Below are 16,218 nucleotides of genomic sequence, written 5' to 3'. Positions count from 1 at the left end.
TTTTATATCATTTACTGGAAGCCGCTTTTTCCGTAAAATGGGCTTTTAGCGATTGCGCTGCTTCTTTAATGGCTCGGGAGCAATCATCTAAAGCTTCCGACATAGTTAAGAATCCGTGGATCATACCTGGATAACAGACGTACGTTGCTTCGATACTTGCATTTTTCAGTTTTTCGGCATACATTTTCCCTCCATCACGAAGCGGGTCATATTCAGCGGTCATAATATACGCTGGAGGTAACAAGCGAGTCTCCGCTTCCGGAATTAACATAGGTGAGGCTAATGGGCTTTTGGTATCATCCGGGTGATTCAAATATTGCTCTTGAAACCACTTCATCGTCGATTTTGTTAAATGATAACCTTCTCCATACATATCAGAGGAAGGGGTTTTTGCATAGCCGGTTGACGGGTAAAATAACATTTGATAGCTGATCGACGGTCCTTTTCTTTGATTGGCTAGATAGCAGACAACGGCTGCAAGGTTGCCTCCTGCGCTGTCCCCTCCTACTGCAAGGGAACTTTTTTCTATCCCTAACTCTTCAGCATGGTCGGCCGTCCATTTTACGGCAAGATATGCATCGCGGGCAGCGACAGGAAATTTAGATTCGGGCGACAAGCTGTAATCTACCGAAACTACGATACACTCCGCTTCATTTGCAAGGGAACGGCAGAGAGCATCATGGGTTTCCAGATCGCCGATCACCCAGCCGCCCCCGTGAAAGTAAACGAGCGCAGGAAGTGGTTTTTCTTCGCTGGGAGTGTATATTCTTACTGATATCTCATTTTGGAACCCTTCTATTTTTCGTTCTTCAACTTTATGAGTTTCTTGGCGTTTATTTAAGAGAGTGCACATTTTTGCATATGCTGCTCTTGCCTCGGAGACCGTTTGCTGTTCCATCGGCAGAGCTTCTCTCGCTTGAAGCATTTCAAGCAAAGCTTTTGCTTGAGGATGCAGGCTCATAAAAATTACCTCCTTCTGAATTGAAAATACAGGTCAAACTTTTACCCACGTTCAATGATTGTGGCAATTCCCTGGCCTCCGCCTATGCAAGCGGTGATGAGCGCATATCTTCCCCCAGACCGCTTCAGTTCGTAAACCGCTTTTGTCGTAAGGATTGCACCTGTAGCCCCAAGCGGATGGCCGTGGGCAATTGCACCGCCGTTTACATTCACTTTCTCCATGTCCATGCTAAGCTCCCTGTTGCAAGCTATTACTTGAGCGGCAAAAGCTTCATTGATTTCGATGACATCGATATCCTCCAATGAAAGCCCTGATTTCTCCATCACTTTTTTGGCAGCCGGTACAGGCCCGATTCCCATGATGGTTGGATCGACTCCTGCCACGGCATATGCACGAATCGTCGCTAATGGGGCAAGGGCCAACTCTTCGGCTTTTTCCCGCGACATCACTACAACTGCAGACGCAGCATCGTTTAGCCCGGAACTATTGCCAGCTGTAACGGTGCCGCCTTTAAGAAATGCAGGCTGAAGCTTGGATAACGCTTCAATCGTCGTTTGCGGGCGTGGGTGCTCATCCGTTTTGAATGGGATGGCATCCCCTTTTTTTACTGGAATGTTCAAAGTGACGATTTGTTCTTTAAAACGTCCTTCTTCCATCGCCTTTGCCATTCTTTGCTGGCTGCGAAGCGCAAATTCATCCTGTTCTTCTCTGCTAATCTGGTATTTTTCCACTAAATTCTCCGCTGTGATCCCCATTGGAGGATCTCCGATTTCTTTCGGAGAAAGCTGGGACTTTTTGAATTGCGGCGGAGCAGGGCTGTATGGCTTTTCAGGGCGTTCCAGCAAATACGGAGCGCGGCTCATGCTCTCTGTCCCGCCGGCAATAAAGATGTCGCCGTCCCCGGCCCGGATCGCCTGGGCAGCAAGATTGATCGCATTCAGCCCTGAACCGCATTGGCGGTCAACAGTCAATCCTGGCAGGTTAATCGATAATCCTGTTTCGAGCGCGGTCAATCTTGCAATATTCCCGCCGCCGCTAAGAACGTTTCCAAAAATGACATCATCAACTGTTTCAGGGTCTATGTTCGCACGTCGAATCGCTTCTTTAATGACTTCAGCACCAAAGACGTGGGCAGGGACAGCTGCCAGGGCACTTCCTTGCCTGCCAATAGCTGTTCTTACAGCGGAAACAATCACTGCATCTCTTTTCATTTAGTAACCTCACTCCTTATAGGGTTTTTAACCTCTTTAATCATTGATCTTCCTGTAAGTATAGAAATTTTCTTAAAAACATACTAACTGGTAAGTATGTTTTGTTATAAAGATAATAAATGATAGATTCGGAATTTTCAACCTAATATTTATTTTAATCACGCAGGATTTTAAATGTACCCAGCCCTTTCGCTACCAAATTATTGGAAGCATCTTTAATTTCCCCTTCCAATGTAGCGATCTTATGCCCCAGCTGGATGATCTTTGCTTCTGCAAATATTTCCCCTTCAGAAACACTTGCCAGATAATGAGTGGTCAGATTGATCGTCAGGCATTTCGTTTTAGTAACAGACCGGAGCAGCATGCCTTGAACAAAGTCGAGCATGCTTGCCTGGACGCCCCCATGCAAGGTTCCATTGGCATTCAATAGCTGTTCTTGCACATCCAATTTGATTCTCACTTTATGATCTCTAAACTCGATCATTTCAAAGCCTAAATGCTTGTAAAACGGACTGCTTTCAAAACTTTCTCTTACCTCATCGATCGTTGCCACTGAGTATCTATCACCCTTTCTTATGGACAGGCAAACTTTGTGGCAGTCCCGCGGAAAAAGCAATCGTTAATAAGCCTCATAGGAGACTGCCTTCAAGAGCTTGCCTGATTGATTATCATGTAAGGTTTTCAATCATCATTGCCATACCTTGCCCGCCGCCTACACAAAGGGTGGCAATTCCAAATCGGTTTTGCTGGCGCTTCATCTCATACAAAAGGGTAGTGACGATACGGGCACCGGTTGATCCAACTGGATGCCCGAGGGCAATTGCCCCGCCGTTTACATTGACCTTTTCCTGGTCGATGTGCAATTCCCGGATAACCGCCAAAGCCTGAGAGGCAAAAGCTTCATTCAGCTCAAATAAATCGATGTCTTCCAGCTTTTTGTTTGTACGTTCGAGTAACTTTTTGACAGCAGGAACCGGCCCGATGCCCATGATTTCAGGCGAAACCCCGACAGCCGTCCAATCGACTATTTTAGCAAGCGGTTTTAAATTTAGCTCGCTTGCTTTGGCCGCGCTCATCAGCACTAAAGCAGACGCTCCGTCATTACGGCCGCAGGCATTGCCCGCTGTTACACTGCCGCCTTTACGAAAAGCGGGATTTAATGAGGAAAGCTTCTCATAAGTTGTTTCCGGGCGCGGATGTTCATCGGTTTCCACTGTGTAGGAATGTTTTTTTTCAGTGATCTCTACCGGAATAATTTCCTCTTTAAACTTTCCTTGCTTCATTGCATTGTCAGCCCGTGTTTGGCTTTCCAATGCAAATGCATCTTGGTCTTCACGGGAAACATGGTATTTTTCGGCAACGTTTTCTGCCGTAATTCCCATTCCCAATTGATCTCCGTATATTTCTTTCGGCTGCTGGCCGGCTTCCACATTGGAATCTACGAGATGAGCCCGGTCACCGCCAAAACGGGACCCTCTTAAATAGATGGGAGAACTGCTCATGCTTTCCGTACCGCCGGCCACTATAATGTCGGCCTGGCCTGACTGGATTTGCTGGACAGCCGATGCAATCGCCTGCATCCCTGAGGCGCAAAGCCGGTTAATCGTATACGCTGGAGAAGTGTCCGGTACGCCGGCACGTAAAGCGGCTACCCTTGCCACATTCGAAGACTCGGTGCTTTGCCTTACCTCTCCCATGATCACTTCATTTACCTGTTCAGCTTTAATATCAGCCCGTTTAATTGCTTCTTTAATAACATGCGAGGCTAAATGACCGGAATTGATATTTTTGAGTGCGCCTCCATAACGGCCGATTGGTGTCCGGACTGCACTGACGATAACAATTTCATTTTGATTCATAGGGTTTGCTCCTCTCTTACATTAGCTGTATTGTTTTTTTAATTGTCCAACGATAATATTTTTCTGAATTTCTGAAGTACCTTCATAAATTCTCGTAATCCGTGCATCCCTGAAAAATCTCTCAATTGGATAATCGGAGATGTACCCGATGCCGCCATGAACCTGTACAGCTTTATCAGCCACACGGTTGTAAACCTCCGAGCCAAACAACTTCAACATTGCTGCATCCTTGATGACATTCATTCCTTCATCAACCATCCAGGCGACTCGATAGGTAAATGACCGCAAAGCCTCAATTTCCATGGCTATTTCAGCAATCATATGGCTCACAGCCTGGTGCTCGATAATCGGCACATTAAATTGAACCCGTTCCTGTGAATAAGCCATTGATAGGTCAAGTAATTTCTGGCAGGAGCCGAGATTGCGGGCGGCCAAGCCTGCGCGTCCGTTAGTTAAAATTTTTAGAGCGTTAACATAGCCCTGTCCCTCTGTGCCTAACACATTTTCAAACGGAACCTCACAATCTTCCAAAATGACTTCGGCTGAGTGCGATCCTCTTAAGCCCATTTTTTTCTCGACAGCGCCAACCTGGAATCCTGGAAAATCCTTTTCGACGATAAAGGATGTGATCCCTTTCGCTCCTTTTGAAGCATCGGTGACGGCCATCACTGTGAAAACATCCGCCTCTGTAGCGTTTGTAATATAGTGCTTTGTCCCGTTTAAAATATATTTATCGCCTTTTTTAATGGCTTTCGTTTTCAAATTGGTGGCATTTGAACCAGCGCTTGGTTCGGTTAAAGCGAAAGCTCCGATCTTTTCACCGCTGGCCATCAGCGGCAAATATTTCTGTTTCTGTTCTTCATTACCCATCTCGACGATGCCGACAGTTCCGATACCCGTATGCGCTCCTATCAAAGTTGTGTATCCATTATGAGTAGCGCCAATTTCCTCATACAACGCACATTTTCCAACCATTCCTATGCCAAGCCCGCCGTATTCTTCCGGTATGCTTAAACCAAAAAGACCGAGTTCTTTGGACATGTCAATAATCCTTTTGGGGATTTTGTTCTCTTCTTCAATTTGCATTGCGACCGCTTCTACTTCAGTTTGAACAAAATCACGTACATTTCTTTTTAAAAACTCGATCTCTTCGTCCAGACGAAAATTCATCCTGTTCACCCCGTTGTTAGTCTTTAAAATTGTTCTCCTTTTTAATTACCTTGTTCTCTTTCCGTTTCTTCTTTTATCAGCAGCCGTTTCAGTAATTTCCCGACTGTGTTTCTAGGGAGACTGTCTCGTACTTCGATGCTTTTTGGCACTTTATAGGGCGTCAATTTTGTATAGCAGTAGCCCCTTAGTTCTTCCAAGTCGATTTGTCTGCCATCCTTTGGAACCACATAGGCTTTTACGATTTCACCAAGCTCTTTATGGGGAATGCCGACAACGGCCGCTTCCTTTATATCCGGGTGTTCATATAAAACGCCTTCCACTTCCTGCGGGTAAATATTGAAACCGCCTACAATAATCATTTCTTTTTTGCGTCCCACGATATAGAAGTACCCTTCATCATCCATCGTGGCCAGGTCGCCCGTATAGAGCCAGCCGTTTTGAAGGGCCTTATTTGTTTCTATATCATTGTGCCAATATCCCTTCATAATTTGTGGCCCTTTGATCAATAACTCACCTACAGAATGAGGTCCAAGCTCAATATTGTTTTCGTCGATAATGATACAGTCTGTTTGCGGCACCGGAATTCCGATACTGCCAATCTTTTTTTTGCCGAAAGCCGGATTGCGGTGGGTTGAAGGAGAGGATTCGGATAACCCAAACCCTTCTGCAATCCGTGTCCCTGTCAACTCTTCAAAACGCTTGATAATTTCGATAGGAAGCGGTGCAGAGCCGCATGAACACATTTTCAAACAATTCAATTCATATTTGTCCGCCTCAGGATGATTTACAAATGCATTATACATTTTCGGAACGCCAGGAAAGAATGTTGGTTTGTACTTTTTTATGTTTTCCAGGACGTGATTCACTTCGAATTTCCTGAACAATAAGAGATCTGCCCCAATATAAATTCCCAAATTCATTGCACTTGTCATCGCATAGACATGATAAAGCGGAGTGGCGACCAAAACAGTTTCTTTACCCGGGACCATAGTCGAGCCATACATTTCAAAGCTTTGGACCACATTGGATGTTAAGTTGTAATGGGTTAACATCGCCCCCTTCATTTTTCCGGTTGTGCCGCCTGTATACTGTATGACAGCCACATCTTCTTGCGGATTTACTTGTTCTGGAGTATCCAGGGGAACTCCAAAAGCAATCAGCTCGTCAAGATTAATAAAACGGTCCTTTTCTCCACCAGAAGTTAATTGGGAGCCGAATAAATAGGTACATTCATAAACGCTTTCCAATTGTTTGATGGTATTGCTTGCAAGCGGATCTGCGACTATGGCTTTTACCTGCGAGTCGTTCACAATTTGCAGCAATTCTCTCGTCGTGTACATTGGATTTATTTGAACAACTACTAACCCAAGTGCGTGAGCAGCATAATAGGAAACAATATAATGAGGATGGTTGGCAAGCATCAAACCGATTCGATCCCCTTTTTCGAAACCCATTTCTCTCCACTTGCCTGCCAAACGAATCACTTGGTCTCCGAGCTCTCCGTACGATGTCTTGCTGTCTTCAAAAATAATCGCCGTTTTTGATCGATACTTTTTCACCGCCGAATTCAACAAAGAATAGACGGATATAACAGGCAATTGTACAGGCTTATCATTTTCATAAAATTTAGACCAGGGCCGGTTCATTAAATGCTGCAAAAAAATCCTCTCCTCCTCTATTCGTGATAATGAGCATTTTTCCTTTCCCATTTAATTGGCTTCAGGATTCGTTTTTATGTCAGGTTTTACATAAATAGAAAAGAGTATTGCGAACAGTAGGATGATTGCTCCCATAAACAAAATAGACTGGTTAAAGCCAAGTGCAGTGTTATCCCCTGCTAACTCAATAATGAAACCCGTTAGCATAGGACCGATAATCCCTGCAATATTTCCGGAGGATGTCAAAATACTAGTCATTAAACTGCCTCTATCAGGCATTAGGTTAATGACAATCGTTGGCCCTATCGGTAAAATGGCGTAAGTCAATCCTTTAGCAAGGCACATGGCAACGATGACCCAGATCGCATTTTGGAAGACAAGCGTGGAAATCATCGCTAATGCGCCTGCCATCATGGAGAAGCCGACGACGTAAACCCTTGATACACGCCAGTTCTGATTTTTCTTAAATAACCGGTCCGAGATAATTGAGATGGCAATATAAACACCGACAGACACGATCCCAATGCCTGCCACTGCATATCCCATTTGCACCGAGGACATCTTGATAACTTTCACCAAATATACAGGCAGCCACACCGATATCCACACCACAAAAATATAGGTGGAAAAGTAAGCAAGTGTTGTAAAAAGAGCGGAAGGAGAAGAAAGTAAAGTAAGAAAAGCCTTGACATTGAGTTTTTCTAACTTTTTCTTAGCTGTCTTTTGCTTTCCTTCAGCGTCTTTGGGACTTTCCGGAGTAAACTGAATCAATACAAACCAGACAAGGCTCGCGGCCCCTAAAATAGCAAAAGCCCACCGCCAGCCCAGAATAGTAATTAAGGCAACAAGGAGAGGAGCTACTACCATTGCTCCCACTGTTGCCCCGGATACGACAACTGAATTAGCAAAACCACGTAGCTTCGGTGGAAACCAATTGTGTGCATGGCTGTAGGATATCGGGCTGAATGGCCCTTCAAATGCGCCCAGCAACACCCTGTATACAATCAGTACGAAAAACCCTGTAATACCTAAGACACCAAACTGCAAAACGGCCCAGGTAAGCATAAGTAATCCGAGCATTTTTTTTGCGCCAATTCGATCTGCCCAGGCCGCTCCGATGATCCCTGTGACTGGATATAGCCAGTAATAACTGCTGCCGACAAGCCCCCATTGACTATAGGAAAGATTGAATTCTTTCATGATCGGCACAGCTGCAAGTCCAATGATCGATTTATCCGCAAAGTTAATGATCATTCCCAGAAATAATAGTGCCAGGACAATCCAACGCACGATGAATTTCCTCCTTTACAAATCAAAATATGAAATTAACATAGAGGTCAATGTAAGAGATGGATTTCCATCAATTTTCATCCAATACGTTTCTCGCGATAATTAAGCGCTGGATTTCATTGGTACCTTCATAAATTTTCGTAATCCTGGCATCGCGGTAAAAGCGTTCGACTGGATAGTCGGCCATGTATCCCATACCGCCATGAATCTGAACCGCTTTATCGGCCACTTTATTAAATACTTCCGACGCAAACAATTTCGCCATGGAAGCTTCTTTAATCACTTTTTTTCCTTCATCTATTTTTCTTGCCGCTTCCATTGTCAGGGCTCGGGCCGCGGCCGTTTCTGTTGCCATATCTGCAAGCATCCACTGGATGGCCTGGTTTGCTGCAATCGGTTTTCCAAACTGGACTCTTTCTTTTGCGTATGCGGCCGACAACTCAATTAGTTTTTGGCAGGAACCAACTGCTCTTGCAGCCAGGCCGACACGGCCTTCTCCCAGGATTTTCAACGCTGAAACATACCCCATGCCGACTTCCCCGATGACGTTCGAGTCCGGAACAAGGCAATCCTCGAAGATTAATTGGCTTGTATAGGATCCGCGCAGCCCCATCTTTTTATCTTTTTTACCAACGATTAGGCCGGGAAAATCTTTCTCGATCAAAAAGGCTGTAATTCCGCCTTTCGCACCCTTTTGTTTATCTGTAACGGCAAAAACGGTAAAAACATCAGCAACTGGGCCATTAGTAATGAAGTGTTTCGAACCGTTTACTATCCATTGAGCGCCCTTTTTCTCGGCGACTGTGGCCAAATTGGTTGCATCAGATCCCGCTCCCGGTTCTGATAAGGCAAAAGCTGCAATTTTCTTCCCGGCAGCCATGTCCGGTAAATACTTCTTTTTCAGAGATTCAGAGGCAAGCTTGACTAAACCTGTACTGCCAATCCCGGTGTGTGCGCTTATCAAGGAAACATATCCATTATGGGTTCGTCCTAATTGTTCCAATACGATTGCTTTTTCCACCGTGTTTAAACCGATTCCGCCATACTCTTCCGGAATGCTCATTCCAAAGAGTCCCAGTTCCTTCGCTTTATCGATCAGATGCGGAGGAATGGCATCCTCTTCTTCGATTTGCTGAGCATACGGCTCCACTTCGTTTTCTGCAAAATTGCGAATCATAATTTTCATTTGGTCCATTTCGTTTGTTACTTCAACTGTCATTTCCCCAGACCCCTTTCTATTCCTTCCTATTTTATATGCAATAACTGTGCCAACCCTTCATGTACTGATATATCAAACATTCTAGGATTATTAATCTCGAAATAATTCATTTTTGAATTATAAACTTGGGCAATCCACTTACAGACGTGATTCATTATTGAATTAATGATTTACTTTTAATTTCTATTTGTTCTCTTGTTCTCTGAAAATAGTAAAAAAAGACGCAGCTATTGCATTACCTCGTCAGTTCGTTACTTTTAATTTCATATTTTTTTAATTTCCTTACGATCGTTGCTTGACTCGATTCCAAAGCCTCGGCAATCTCATAAGTCGTATGGTATTTTTGTACTGCCTGGGTCAGCACTTTCTTTTCAGCAAGTTCAACTGCTTCTTTTAATGAAAGCGGATTCGATTGGCAGGCGCAGTCAGACAGATATAGTTCTTTATGATCTGATGGCAGGTCTTCTATCGTAAGCGTTTCATTGGATGTCGTTAACACAAGGCGTTCGATTAAGTTCAGCATCTCGCGTACATTCCCAGGCCAGTCATACCGAAAAAAGAAATCTTTCACGTAAGAATCCAGTTTTTTCTGAAGATTATATCGATCGTTCGTATTTTGCAGAAAAAAGTCAATCAATGGCAAAATATCGTCCCTTCTTTCCCGCAAAGGCGGGATTGTAATTGGGATCACATGGAGCCGGTAATATAAGTCCTCACGAAATTCTCCTTTCCTGACCATTTCTTTTAAATTGCGATTCGTCGCAGATACAATCCGGACATCGAATTTTTTAGGCTTCGTCCCGCCAATACGCTGGATTTCTCTTTCCTGAATAGCACGCAGCAACTTAACCTGCAGGGGTAAGGGAAGCTCACCGATTTCATCCAAAAAAAGAATCCCGCCATCTGCAAGTTCAAACATGCCCGGTTTTCCCTTTTGGCTCGCTCCTGTAAAGGCACCCGTTTCATACCCAAAAAGTTCTGACTCTAAAAGGTCAGGGGGGATCGCGCCGCAATTTATTTTAATGAATTCCCCTTTTACAGAGCGATTGCTTCCGGTGTAGATCATCCGCGCAAGAACATCTTTTCCCACTCCTGTTTCCCCCAATAGCAAAACAGTAGCATCGACATCTGCAATTCTATCGATTATTTCCTCTATGCTTTTCATTTTTTCGCTTGCAAAAATAATCCTGTCACGAGATGGGATGTTCCTCAACTTCTCTATTTCTTTTTTGTATTTGCTGTTTAATTGATTTACTTTTGTTAACTCATCTAATAGATCGTTCAGGTCCGATAAATCTCGGATATTCGTGACAACCCGATCAATCTCGCCATCTTCATTAAAAACAGGGCTACCCGTAATTAATGTCTCTTTTCCGGCATAATTTTCCTGGACAACTGAAACGGTCCTTCTTTGCTTGACGACTTTATGGGTTACACTTGAAGACAGGATCCCTCTTTTGATTAAGCGATCTACGGACTTGCCGATATAATATTCTTTCGGTATCCCTGTAATCCTCTCAATCGCCGAATTGGTTTTGAGTGTGATCCCCTCGCGGTCTGTAATGTATATCCCATCATAAGAATTTTCAATGATGGCATCTAATGCGCGGTTTATCTTTTCAACTTCTTTTACATGTTTCGTTAATCCGTCTAAAAATGCCGTTTCATGTCCAATATATACCCGATAAGAATCTTCCCCAGTATATCCATTGATTTTTAGAAACATATATTTCTTTTCCGCTAAATGGCCAGTGGCGATTTTTTGATCAGAAAAATACTTCCATTCCTCAAAAATGGCGCTTACTTCACAACCGCCTTTCGGAATACGAACCAGAAGCTCCTTGAAATAGGGATTGAACTTGACTACTTGATCATCTTCGCTTATCAGGATAACTGGATGGGGTAATTCTTCAATCATCGAATAAAACGTATTTTGGAAATCATTCATCGAAAGATCACCACTTTTCCCACTTGTTATGTATGTATAAAAGGAATAAAACCCAGCGACAAAAAGATTTTACCTTCAAGTCAATGGGTTTTACTTTATTCATCCTGCAATAGAAAACGTTTGCATTTCTTGCGTTCAAAAGTTCAATATTGATGATAGAGAACTTTCCCTTTTATGACTTCGCTACCTGCCTGGTTGACTGCCTTTACATCAAAGCTTAATTGATTTTGCGTCTTTTCATTTAGTGTTGCCTGCAATGTAATAACATCATCTACAAATACCATGCCTTTAAATCTAATCGAGTAATCCTTGATAAAACCTTCCTCATAGTGAGCAGTGAAGAGTTTGGCCAGATTGCCCATCGTCCACATGCCGTGGGCTATGATTCCCGGAAGGCCGGCTTTGCTGGCTTCTTCATCGATCGTATGAATCGGATTGTAGTCACCGGAAGCACCGGCATATTTTATTAAGTCTAATCGGGAGACTGCTTCAAGCTGTACGTCTTTAAGTGACTCGCCGATTTCCAACTCAGAGAGCTTCGTCATACTGTGAGCACCTTCCTTACTGCTTCAGTTATGATAACGATAGATGTGGAAGTGAAGATGGCTTTTCCATTGATATCTTCTCCGTTATTTTCTAATACGAGGAATCCCATACTGCCGTTCTTTCCGGCTTTTTCGTAGTAATCCTTTACTTCTGCATAGCAATAAATTTCTTCCCCTACTAGCAGCGGCCTTTCATAATGATAGATCTGTTCCCCATGGATAAGCCCTTTATTAGGCAGGTTTAATCCCTCAATGATCCCATAATCAAAAACCCTTGGAAAGGTTGGCGGAGCAATATTTTGCTTATATCTAGAATGCTTTCCTGTTTCCTCATCCAAATAAAGCGGATGTGTGTCACCAATCGCTTCTGCGAATTTTTTGACAGCGCCTCTCTCGACGATATTTTTAACTTTATTGGATCTTTTTCCAATCGAATCCTTGAACATCGATATTCCACCCCCTTTTTCGCTATTACGCTTTTGGTCCTCCAGCAACATAGATGACCTGGCCGTTTACAAAGGATGACTTTTCATCAGCAAAAAATGCAACTGTATTGGCAATATCGGAAGGCTTCCCGCTTCTGCCGACAGGAATTTTGCTGACGCTAGCATGTATCAAATCGTCAAAAGAAATCCCGATTCTGCTGGCTGTTTCCTTTGTCATTTCCGTCTCGATGAACCCCGGGGCAACCGCATTGGCGGTAATGCCATATTTTCCAAGTTCAATCGCGAGTGTTTTCGTAAATCCTTGAAGTCCGGCCTTTGCAGTCGCATAGTTTGCCTGGCCGCGATTACCAAGAGCTGACGTCGAGGAAATGCTAATGATTCGGCCATATTTTTTCTCCACCATATACTTCTGTGCCGCACGTGCCGCATTGAAAGAGCCTTTCAGATGTACATCCATTACCATCTGCCAGTCTGAATCTGTCATTTTAAATAATAGGTTATCACGGATGACACCTGCATTATTTACGAGAATATCAATGGATCCAAATGTATCATAAGCTTCTTTCATCGCATCTTCGACCTGGTCTGCTTCTGTGACACTAGCAACCCTGGAATATACTTGATACCCCTTATCCTTTAATTCACTGGTAGTCTCACTTAAAGACTCTTCGTTTAAATCGATGAAGGCAACCTTTGCCCCTTCTTCTGCGAACAGCTGTACGATTCCTTTGCCGATACCACGGCTTCCCCCTGTCACAAATACCACTTTTCCTGCAAATCTGCCTGCCATTACAATTCCTCCCAACTTAGCTTTTTGATAGTTCTAGCTTCAATTAGCTTAAGGACGTTTCTCATTATCCAAATTGCCCAACTTTAACATGTCCTTTAAGTAAGTTCCTGGAAATAATCATGCGCTGGATTTCATCTGTGCCATCATAAATTCTCCAAAGCCTTGCTTCACGGTACCAGCGTTCAATTGGCAATTCTCTTGTATAACCCATTCCGCCATGGATTTGCATGACACGGTCCACCACTCTATTGCCCATGTTAGCACCGTATAATTTAGCAATGGATGCAAGATGACGGTTATCTTCTCCATTATCGAGTGAAAAAGCTGCATTTAGAACAAGCCATCTGGCTGCTTCGATTTCAACCGCCGAATCGGCAATTTGCCACTGAATTGCTTGCCTATCTGCAATGGGCTTGCCAAATGTTTCGCGCTCTTTCGAATAATCAATCGCCATTTGCAGGAGCCGTTCCGCTGAGCCGACCGCACGTGCCCCGACAATCCATCTTGCAAAGCCGATCCACTCAAGACCGAGTTTGTATCCGCCATGGACTTCACCCAGAATGTTCTCTTCTGGCACTCGGACATTGTCAAACACCAGGCCGGCCGGTCCCCATTCGCCCATCGTATCAATATATTCTGATTTCCAGCCCATGTCCCGGTCGACGATAAAGCAAGTAACGCCATCACGGCCTGTAGCCTGATGTTTTTCTTTATCCGTAATCGCGATAACCATAACAAAATCTGCTTCATTTCCCCCGGTGATAAATGTTTTCTCTCCATTTAAAACCCAATCATTGCCGTCTTTTACAGCTGTCATCTTAATATTTCGTGTATCAGATCCAGCTCCCGGTTCGGTCATTGCAAAACAGGATTTTTTCTCTCCGTTGATTGTCGGAATTAAGTATTTCTCTCTTTGTTCTTCGTTCCCGTAATAGAGAATATTATCGGCGGATCCGCCAAATTGGAATGGAACGAAAGTCTTGGAAACTTCCATATAGACAATCGCCAGCATCATCTGTCCTAAATCTGCACCGCCGTGTTCCTCAGGAGTGTTAATGCCCCAGAATCCTGCTTCTTTTGCTTTTAGCTGCAGCTCCTTCAATTTACCGGGCGGAAGGCTCGGTTTCCCTTCCCTTTCATTTCTTAACACATCATTTTCTAGAGGAATCAACTCTTTTTCTACAAATCTTCGAATTGTTTTTTGAACCATTTTCTGTTCATCTGAAAGGCGTAAATCCATAACACCAACTCCATTCCTTAAATACTGTTGTGAATTTTGCTGAAACACATCTGTATGTAATTATGAAAATATCATACCAACCAGTTGGTATGTATACTATCAGTTTAGTAAGAATGTTCAAAAAAAACAAGTTTTTTATACTTATTCCGGCAAATATCTGCAAGATGTATATGAAATTGGCTGCGTTTTCAAACCCGAAGCTGTGGCTCTTCGGAAATTCTTGATACAGTGAAACATCTCAGGTTGTTGTATCGATATGCTTCACCATATCCACAATCGTGTTATTTAACCAAACCTTTTGTTTGTTCGTATTGGATATATAAATCTTTCAGAGCGGCTACCAGAGCGTTCGTTGCTTTTCCGCGATAGTACGTTTGTATAAGGTTCAGCGGTGTATCAATTCCATCCTGTAAACAATTGCCCCTTAACAAATTACGGACAAAGTTGCGTCCGTGATCGGTTGCTAACGTACAGGAGGCGTCCAAAATGACCCCATATTTCAAGTCAACCTCGACGGTTATCGTTAATGAGTCAAAGACACTCTTGGCAGCCATCCCCTGCGGAAGCCGTGCATGCCCGGCAATAAATAATGTATTATTTAACACAAAAAACATCTCCATTTCACTTGTTTATTAGATTAATAGTAAATGGAGATGTCTAAATAATCAATTATCTATTTGCAGTTGTTACCTTGTGGGGCCAGTCAGGGAGAGACTGATTTAATGGCTTATCCTCCCGGTAACCAAGTACATACTCCGCCTGCATCACTGTATGGATCTCACGGGTTCCCTCATAAATGACCGGCGCTTTTGAGTTTCTTAAGTATCGTTCGACTGGATATTCATTTGAGTAGCCATAGGCACCATGAATTTGGACCGCATCATTGGCAGCCTCGTTGGCAAAATCACATGCTTGCCATTTGGCCAGCGAAGTTTCACGAGTGTTTCTCTTCCCTTCGTTTTTCAGGCAGCCTGCTTTAAAAACCAGCAGCCTGGACATTTGTAAGCCTGCTTCCATTTTCGCAATCATTTGCTGAACTAATTGATGCTTGCCGATTTCTTTGCCGAATGTGCTTCGTTCATGACAATATTGCACACTTGCTTCCAGGCAGGCCATGATCTGTCCGCAGGCGCCTGCCGCTACTGTAAAGCGGCCATTATCAAGGGCGGACATCGCAATTTTGAATCCCTCTCCTTCTTCACCTAGTAAATTTTCTTTTGGTACTCTAATATTGTCAAAGAACAGTTCCCCCGTATTTCCGGCCCTGATTCCCAGTTTTCCCTTTATCGCTTTTGAAGAAAAACCAGGCATGTCGCGTTCGACGATAAACGCTGAAATACCTTTATGCTTTAAACTTTTGTCTGTATAGGCAAAAACAATAAAATGATCAGCAGCGTCGCATAGGGATATCCATGTTTTTTGACCATTTAGCACATAGTGATCGCCTTCTTTAACGGCAGTCGATTTTAATGAGGCGACGTCTGAACCTGCATCTGGCTCGGTTAAACCAAATGCTCCGACTTTCTCGCCTTTTGCCTGTGGAGTCAAATATTTTTCCTTTTGCGATTCGCTTCCCCATTGCAGCAATGTCATACTATTCAATCCCGTATGGACCGAAACCGCTGTCCGAAAGGCGGTGTCGCCTCGTTCCAGCTCTTCACATACAATCGCTAATGTGTTGTAATCCATTCCGCTGCCGCCATATTTCTCCGGAATGCAAACCCCCATCAAGTCTAGATCTGCAAGCCGTTTCATAATATTGGGTTGAAATTGGCCTTGGCGGTCCCACTCCGCGATGTATGGCATGATTTCTTTATCGACAAAGTTTCTGACAACCTTTCTTACCATCTCTTGCTCTTCCGTTAAATGAAAATTCATTTG

The 16,218-nt window shown here is 43.7% G+C and carries 15 protein-coding genes; all 15 read right to left on the bottom strand.

Going from position 1 to position 16,218, the window contains the following annotated elements; genetic code table 11:
- Positions 1–7: 7 nt before the first annotated feature.
- Entirely contained in the window at positions 8–961 is a 954-nt protein-coding gene (locus ELQ35_RS05615) for an alpha/beta hydrolase (RefSeq protein WP_126863843.1), read from the bottom strand.
- A gap of 41 nt (positions 962–1,002) precedes the next feature.
- The gene (locus ELQ35_RS05610; protein WP_126863842.1) at positions 1,003–2,172 is read right to left on the bottom strand and encodes a thiolase family protein; all 1,170 of its coding nucleotides are present in this window, start codon (positions 2,170–2,172) and stop codon (positions 1,003–1,005) included.
- 154 nt (positions 2,173–2,326) lie between these two features.
- Complete coding sequence (locus tag ELQ35_RS05605) at positions 2,327–2,725, bottom strand: PaaI family thioesterase (protein WP_246025986.1); 399 nt, start codon at positions 2,723–2,725, stop codon at positions 2,327–2,329.
- Positions 2,726–2,840: 115 nt separating this feature from the next.
- Positions 2,841–4,031, bottom strand: a complete 1,191-nt coding sequence (locus ELQ35_RS05600) for a thiolase family protein (protein WP_126863841.1) — start codon at positions 4,029–4,031, stop codon at positions 2,841–2,843.
- Between the two features lie 21 nt (positions 4,032–4,052).
- Positions 4,053–5,201 (bottom strand): acyl-CoA dehydrogenase family protein, encoded by a 1,149-nt coding sequence (locus ELQ35_RS05595; RefSeq protein ID WP_126863840.1) that lies wholly within the window; start codon positions 5,199–5,201, stop codon positions 4,053–4,055.
- Between the two features lie 41 nt (positions 5,202–5,242).
- Positions 5,243–6,859, bottom strand: coding sequence for a long-chain-fatty-acid--CoA ligase (locus ELQ35_RS05590; protein WP_246025985.1), 1,617 nt, complete (start codon positions 6,857–6,859; stop codon positions 5,243–5,245).
- 51 nt (positions 6,860–6,910) lie between these two features.
- Positions 6,911–8,149 carry an MFS transporter gene (locus ELQ35_RS05585; RefSeq protein ID WP_126863839.1) on the bottom strand — a complete coding sequence of 413 codons (1,239 nt, stop codon included), beginning with the start codon at positions 8,147–8,149 and terminating at the stop codon, positions 6,911–6,913.
- 70 nt (positions 8,150–8,219) lie between these two features.
- Positions 8,220–9,368 carry an acyl-CoA dehydrogenase family protein gene (locus tag ELQ35_RS05580; RefSeq protein WP_126863838.1) on the bottom strand — a complete coding sequence of 383 codons (1,149 nt, stop codon included), beginning with the start codon at positions 9,366–9,368 and terminating at the stop codon, positions 8,220–8,222.
- A gap of 235 nt (positions 9,369–9,603) precedes the next feature.
- Positions 9,604–11,316 (bottom strand): sigma-54 interaction domain-containing protein, encoded by a 1,713-nt coding sequence (locus ELQ35_RS05575; RefSeq protein WP_246025984.1) that lies wholly within the window; start codon positions 11,314–11,316, stop codon positions 9,604–9,606.
- 143 nt (positions 11,317–11,459) lie between these two features.
- A complete protein-coding gene (locus ELQ35_RS05570) occupies positions 11,460–11,861 on the bottom strand; it encodes a MaoC/PaaZ C-terminal domain-containing protein (RefSeq protein ID WP_126863837.1) in 402 nt (133 codons plus the stop codon).
- The gene (locus ELQ35_RS05565; RefSeq protein ID WP_126863836.1) at positions 11,858–12,307 is read right to left on the bottom strand and encodes a MaoC family dehydratase N-terminal domain-containing protein; all 450 of its coding nucleotides are present in this window, start codon (positions 12,305–12,307) and stop codon (positions 11,858–11,860) included. The genes ELQ35_RS05570 and ELQ35_RS05565 overlap by 4 nt, the downstream gene beginning before the upstream one ends.
- Positions 12,308–12,332: 25 nt before the next feature.
- Positions 12,333–13,097: a 3-oxoacyl-ACP reductase FabG gene (gene fabG / locus ELQ35_RS05560; RefSeq protein WP_126863835.1), complete on the bottom strand. Its 765-nt coding sequence runs from the start codon at positions 13,095–13,097 to the stop codon at positions 12,333–12,335.
- A 64-nt stretch (positions 13,098–13,161) separates the two neighbouring features.
- The gene (locus ELQ35_RS05555) at positions 13,162–14,337 is read right to left on the bottom strand and encodes an acyl-CoA dehydrogenase family protein (protein WP_126863834.1); all 1,176 of its coding nucleotides are present in this window, start codon (positions 14,335–14,337) and stop codon (positions 13,162–13,164) included.
- 281 nt (positions 14,338–14,618) lie between these two features.
- Positions 14,619–14,942 carry a DUF3870 domain-containing protein gene (locus ELQ35_RS05550; protein ID WP_281278103.1) on the bottom strand — a complete coding sequence of 108 codons (324 nt, stop codon included), beginning with the start codon at positions 14,940–14,942 and terminating at the stop codon, positions 14,619–14,621.
- A 64-nt stretch (positions 14,943–15,006) separates the two neighbouring features.
- Positions 15,007–16,215, bottom strand: a complete 1,209-nt coding sequence (locus tag ELQ35_RS05545) for an acyl-CoA dehydrogenase family protein (RefSeq protein ID WP_126863832.1) — start codon at positions 16,213–16,215, stop codon at positions 15,007–15,009.
- Positions 16,216–16,218: the final 3 nt, after the last annotated feature.

The sequence above is a fragment of the Peribacillus cavernae genome (assembly GCF_003989135.1).
Taxonomy (GTDB): Bacteria; Bacillota; Bacilli; order Bacillales; family DSM-1321; genus Peribacillus; species Peribacillus cavernae.
Note: the sequence above shows the minus strand (reverse complement) of the source record. Positions and strands in the feature narration are given on the sequence as shown.

Excerpts from the sequence above, each read along its gene's own strand:
- ELQ35_RS05545 (WP_126863832.1), bottom strand. The coding sequence starts at position 16,215 with ATGAATTTTCATTTAACGGAAGAGCAAGAGATGGTAAGAAAGGTTGTC.
- ELQ35_RS05565 (WP_126863836.1), bottom strand. The coding sequence starts at position 12,307 with ATGTTCAAGGATTCGATTGGAAAAAGATCCAATAAAGTTAAAAATATC.
- ELQ35_RS05575 (WP_246025984.1), bottom strand. The coding sequence starts at position 11,316 with ATGAATGATTTCCAAAATACGTTTTATTCGATGATTGAAGAATTACCC.
- fabG (WP_126863835.1), bottom strand. The coding sequence starts at position 13,097 with ATGGCAGGCAGATTTGCAGGAAAAGTGGTATTTGTGACAGGGGGAAGC.
- ELQ35_RS05600 (WP_126863841.1), bottom strand. The coding sequence starts at position 4,031 with ATGAATCAAAATGAAATTGTTATCGTCAGTGCAGTCCGGACACCAATC.
- ELQ35_RS05570 (WP_126863837.1), bottom strand. The coding sequence starts at position 11,861 with ATGACGAAGCTCTCTGAGTTGGAAATCGGCGAGTCACTTAAAGACGTA.
- ELQ35_RS05595 (WP_126863840.1), bottom strand. The coding sequence starts at position 5,201 with ATGAATTTTCGTCTGGACGAAGAGATCGAGTTTTTAAAAAGAAATGTA.
- ELQ35_RS05615 (WP_126863843.1), bottom strand. The coding sequence starts at position 961 with ATGAGCCTGCATCCTCAAGCAAAAGCTTTGCTTGAAATGCTTCAAGCG.
- ELQ35_RS05580 (WP_126863838.1), bottom strand. The coding sequence starts at position 9,368 with ATGACAGTTGAAGTAACAAACGAAATGGACCAAATGAAAATTATGATT.
- ELQ35_RS05555 (WP_126863834.1), bottom strand. The coding sequence starts at position 14,337 with ATGGATTTACGCCTTTCAGATGAACAGAAAATGGTTCAAAAAACAATT.
- ELQ35_RS05610 (WP_126863842.1), bottom strand. The coding sequence starts at position 2,172 with ATGAAAAGAGATGCAGTGATTGTTTCCGCTGTAAGAACAGCTATTGGC.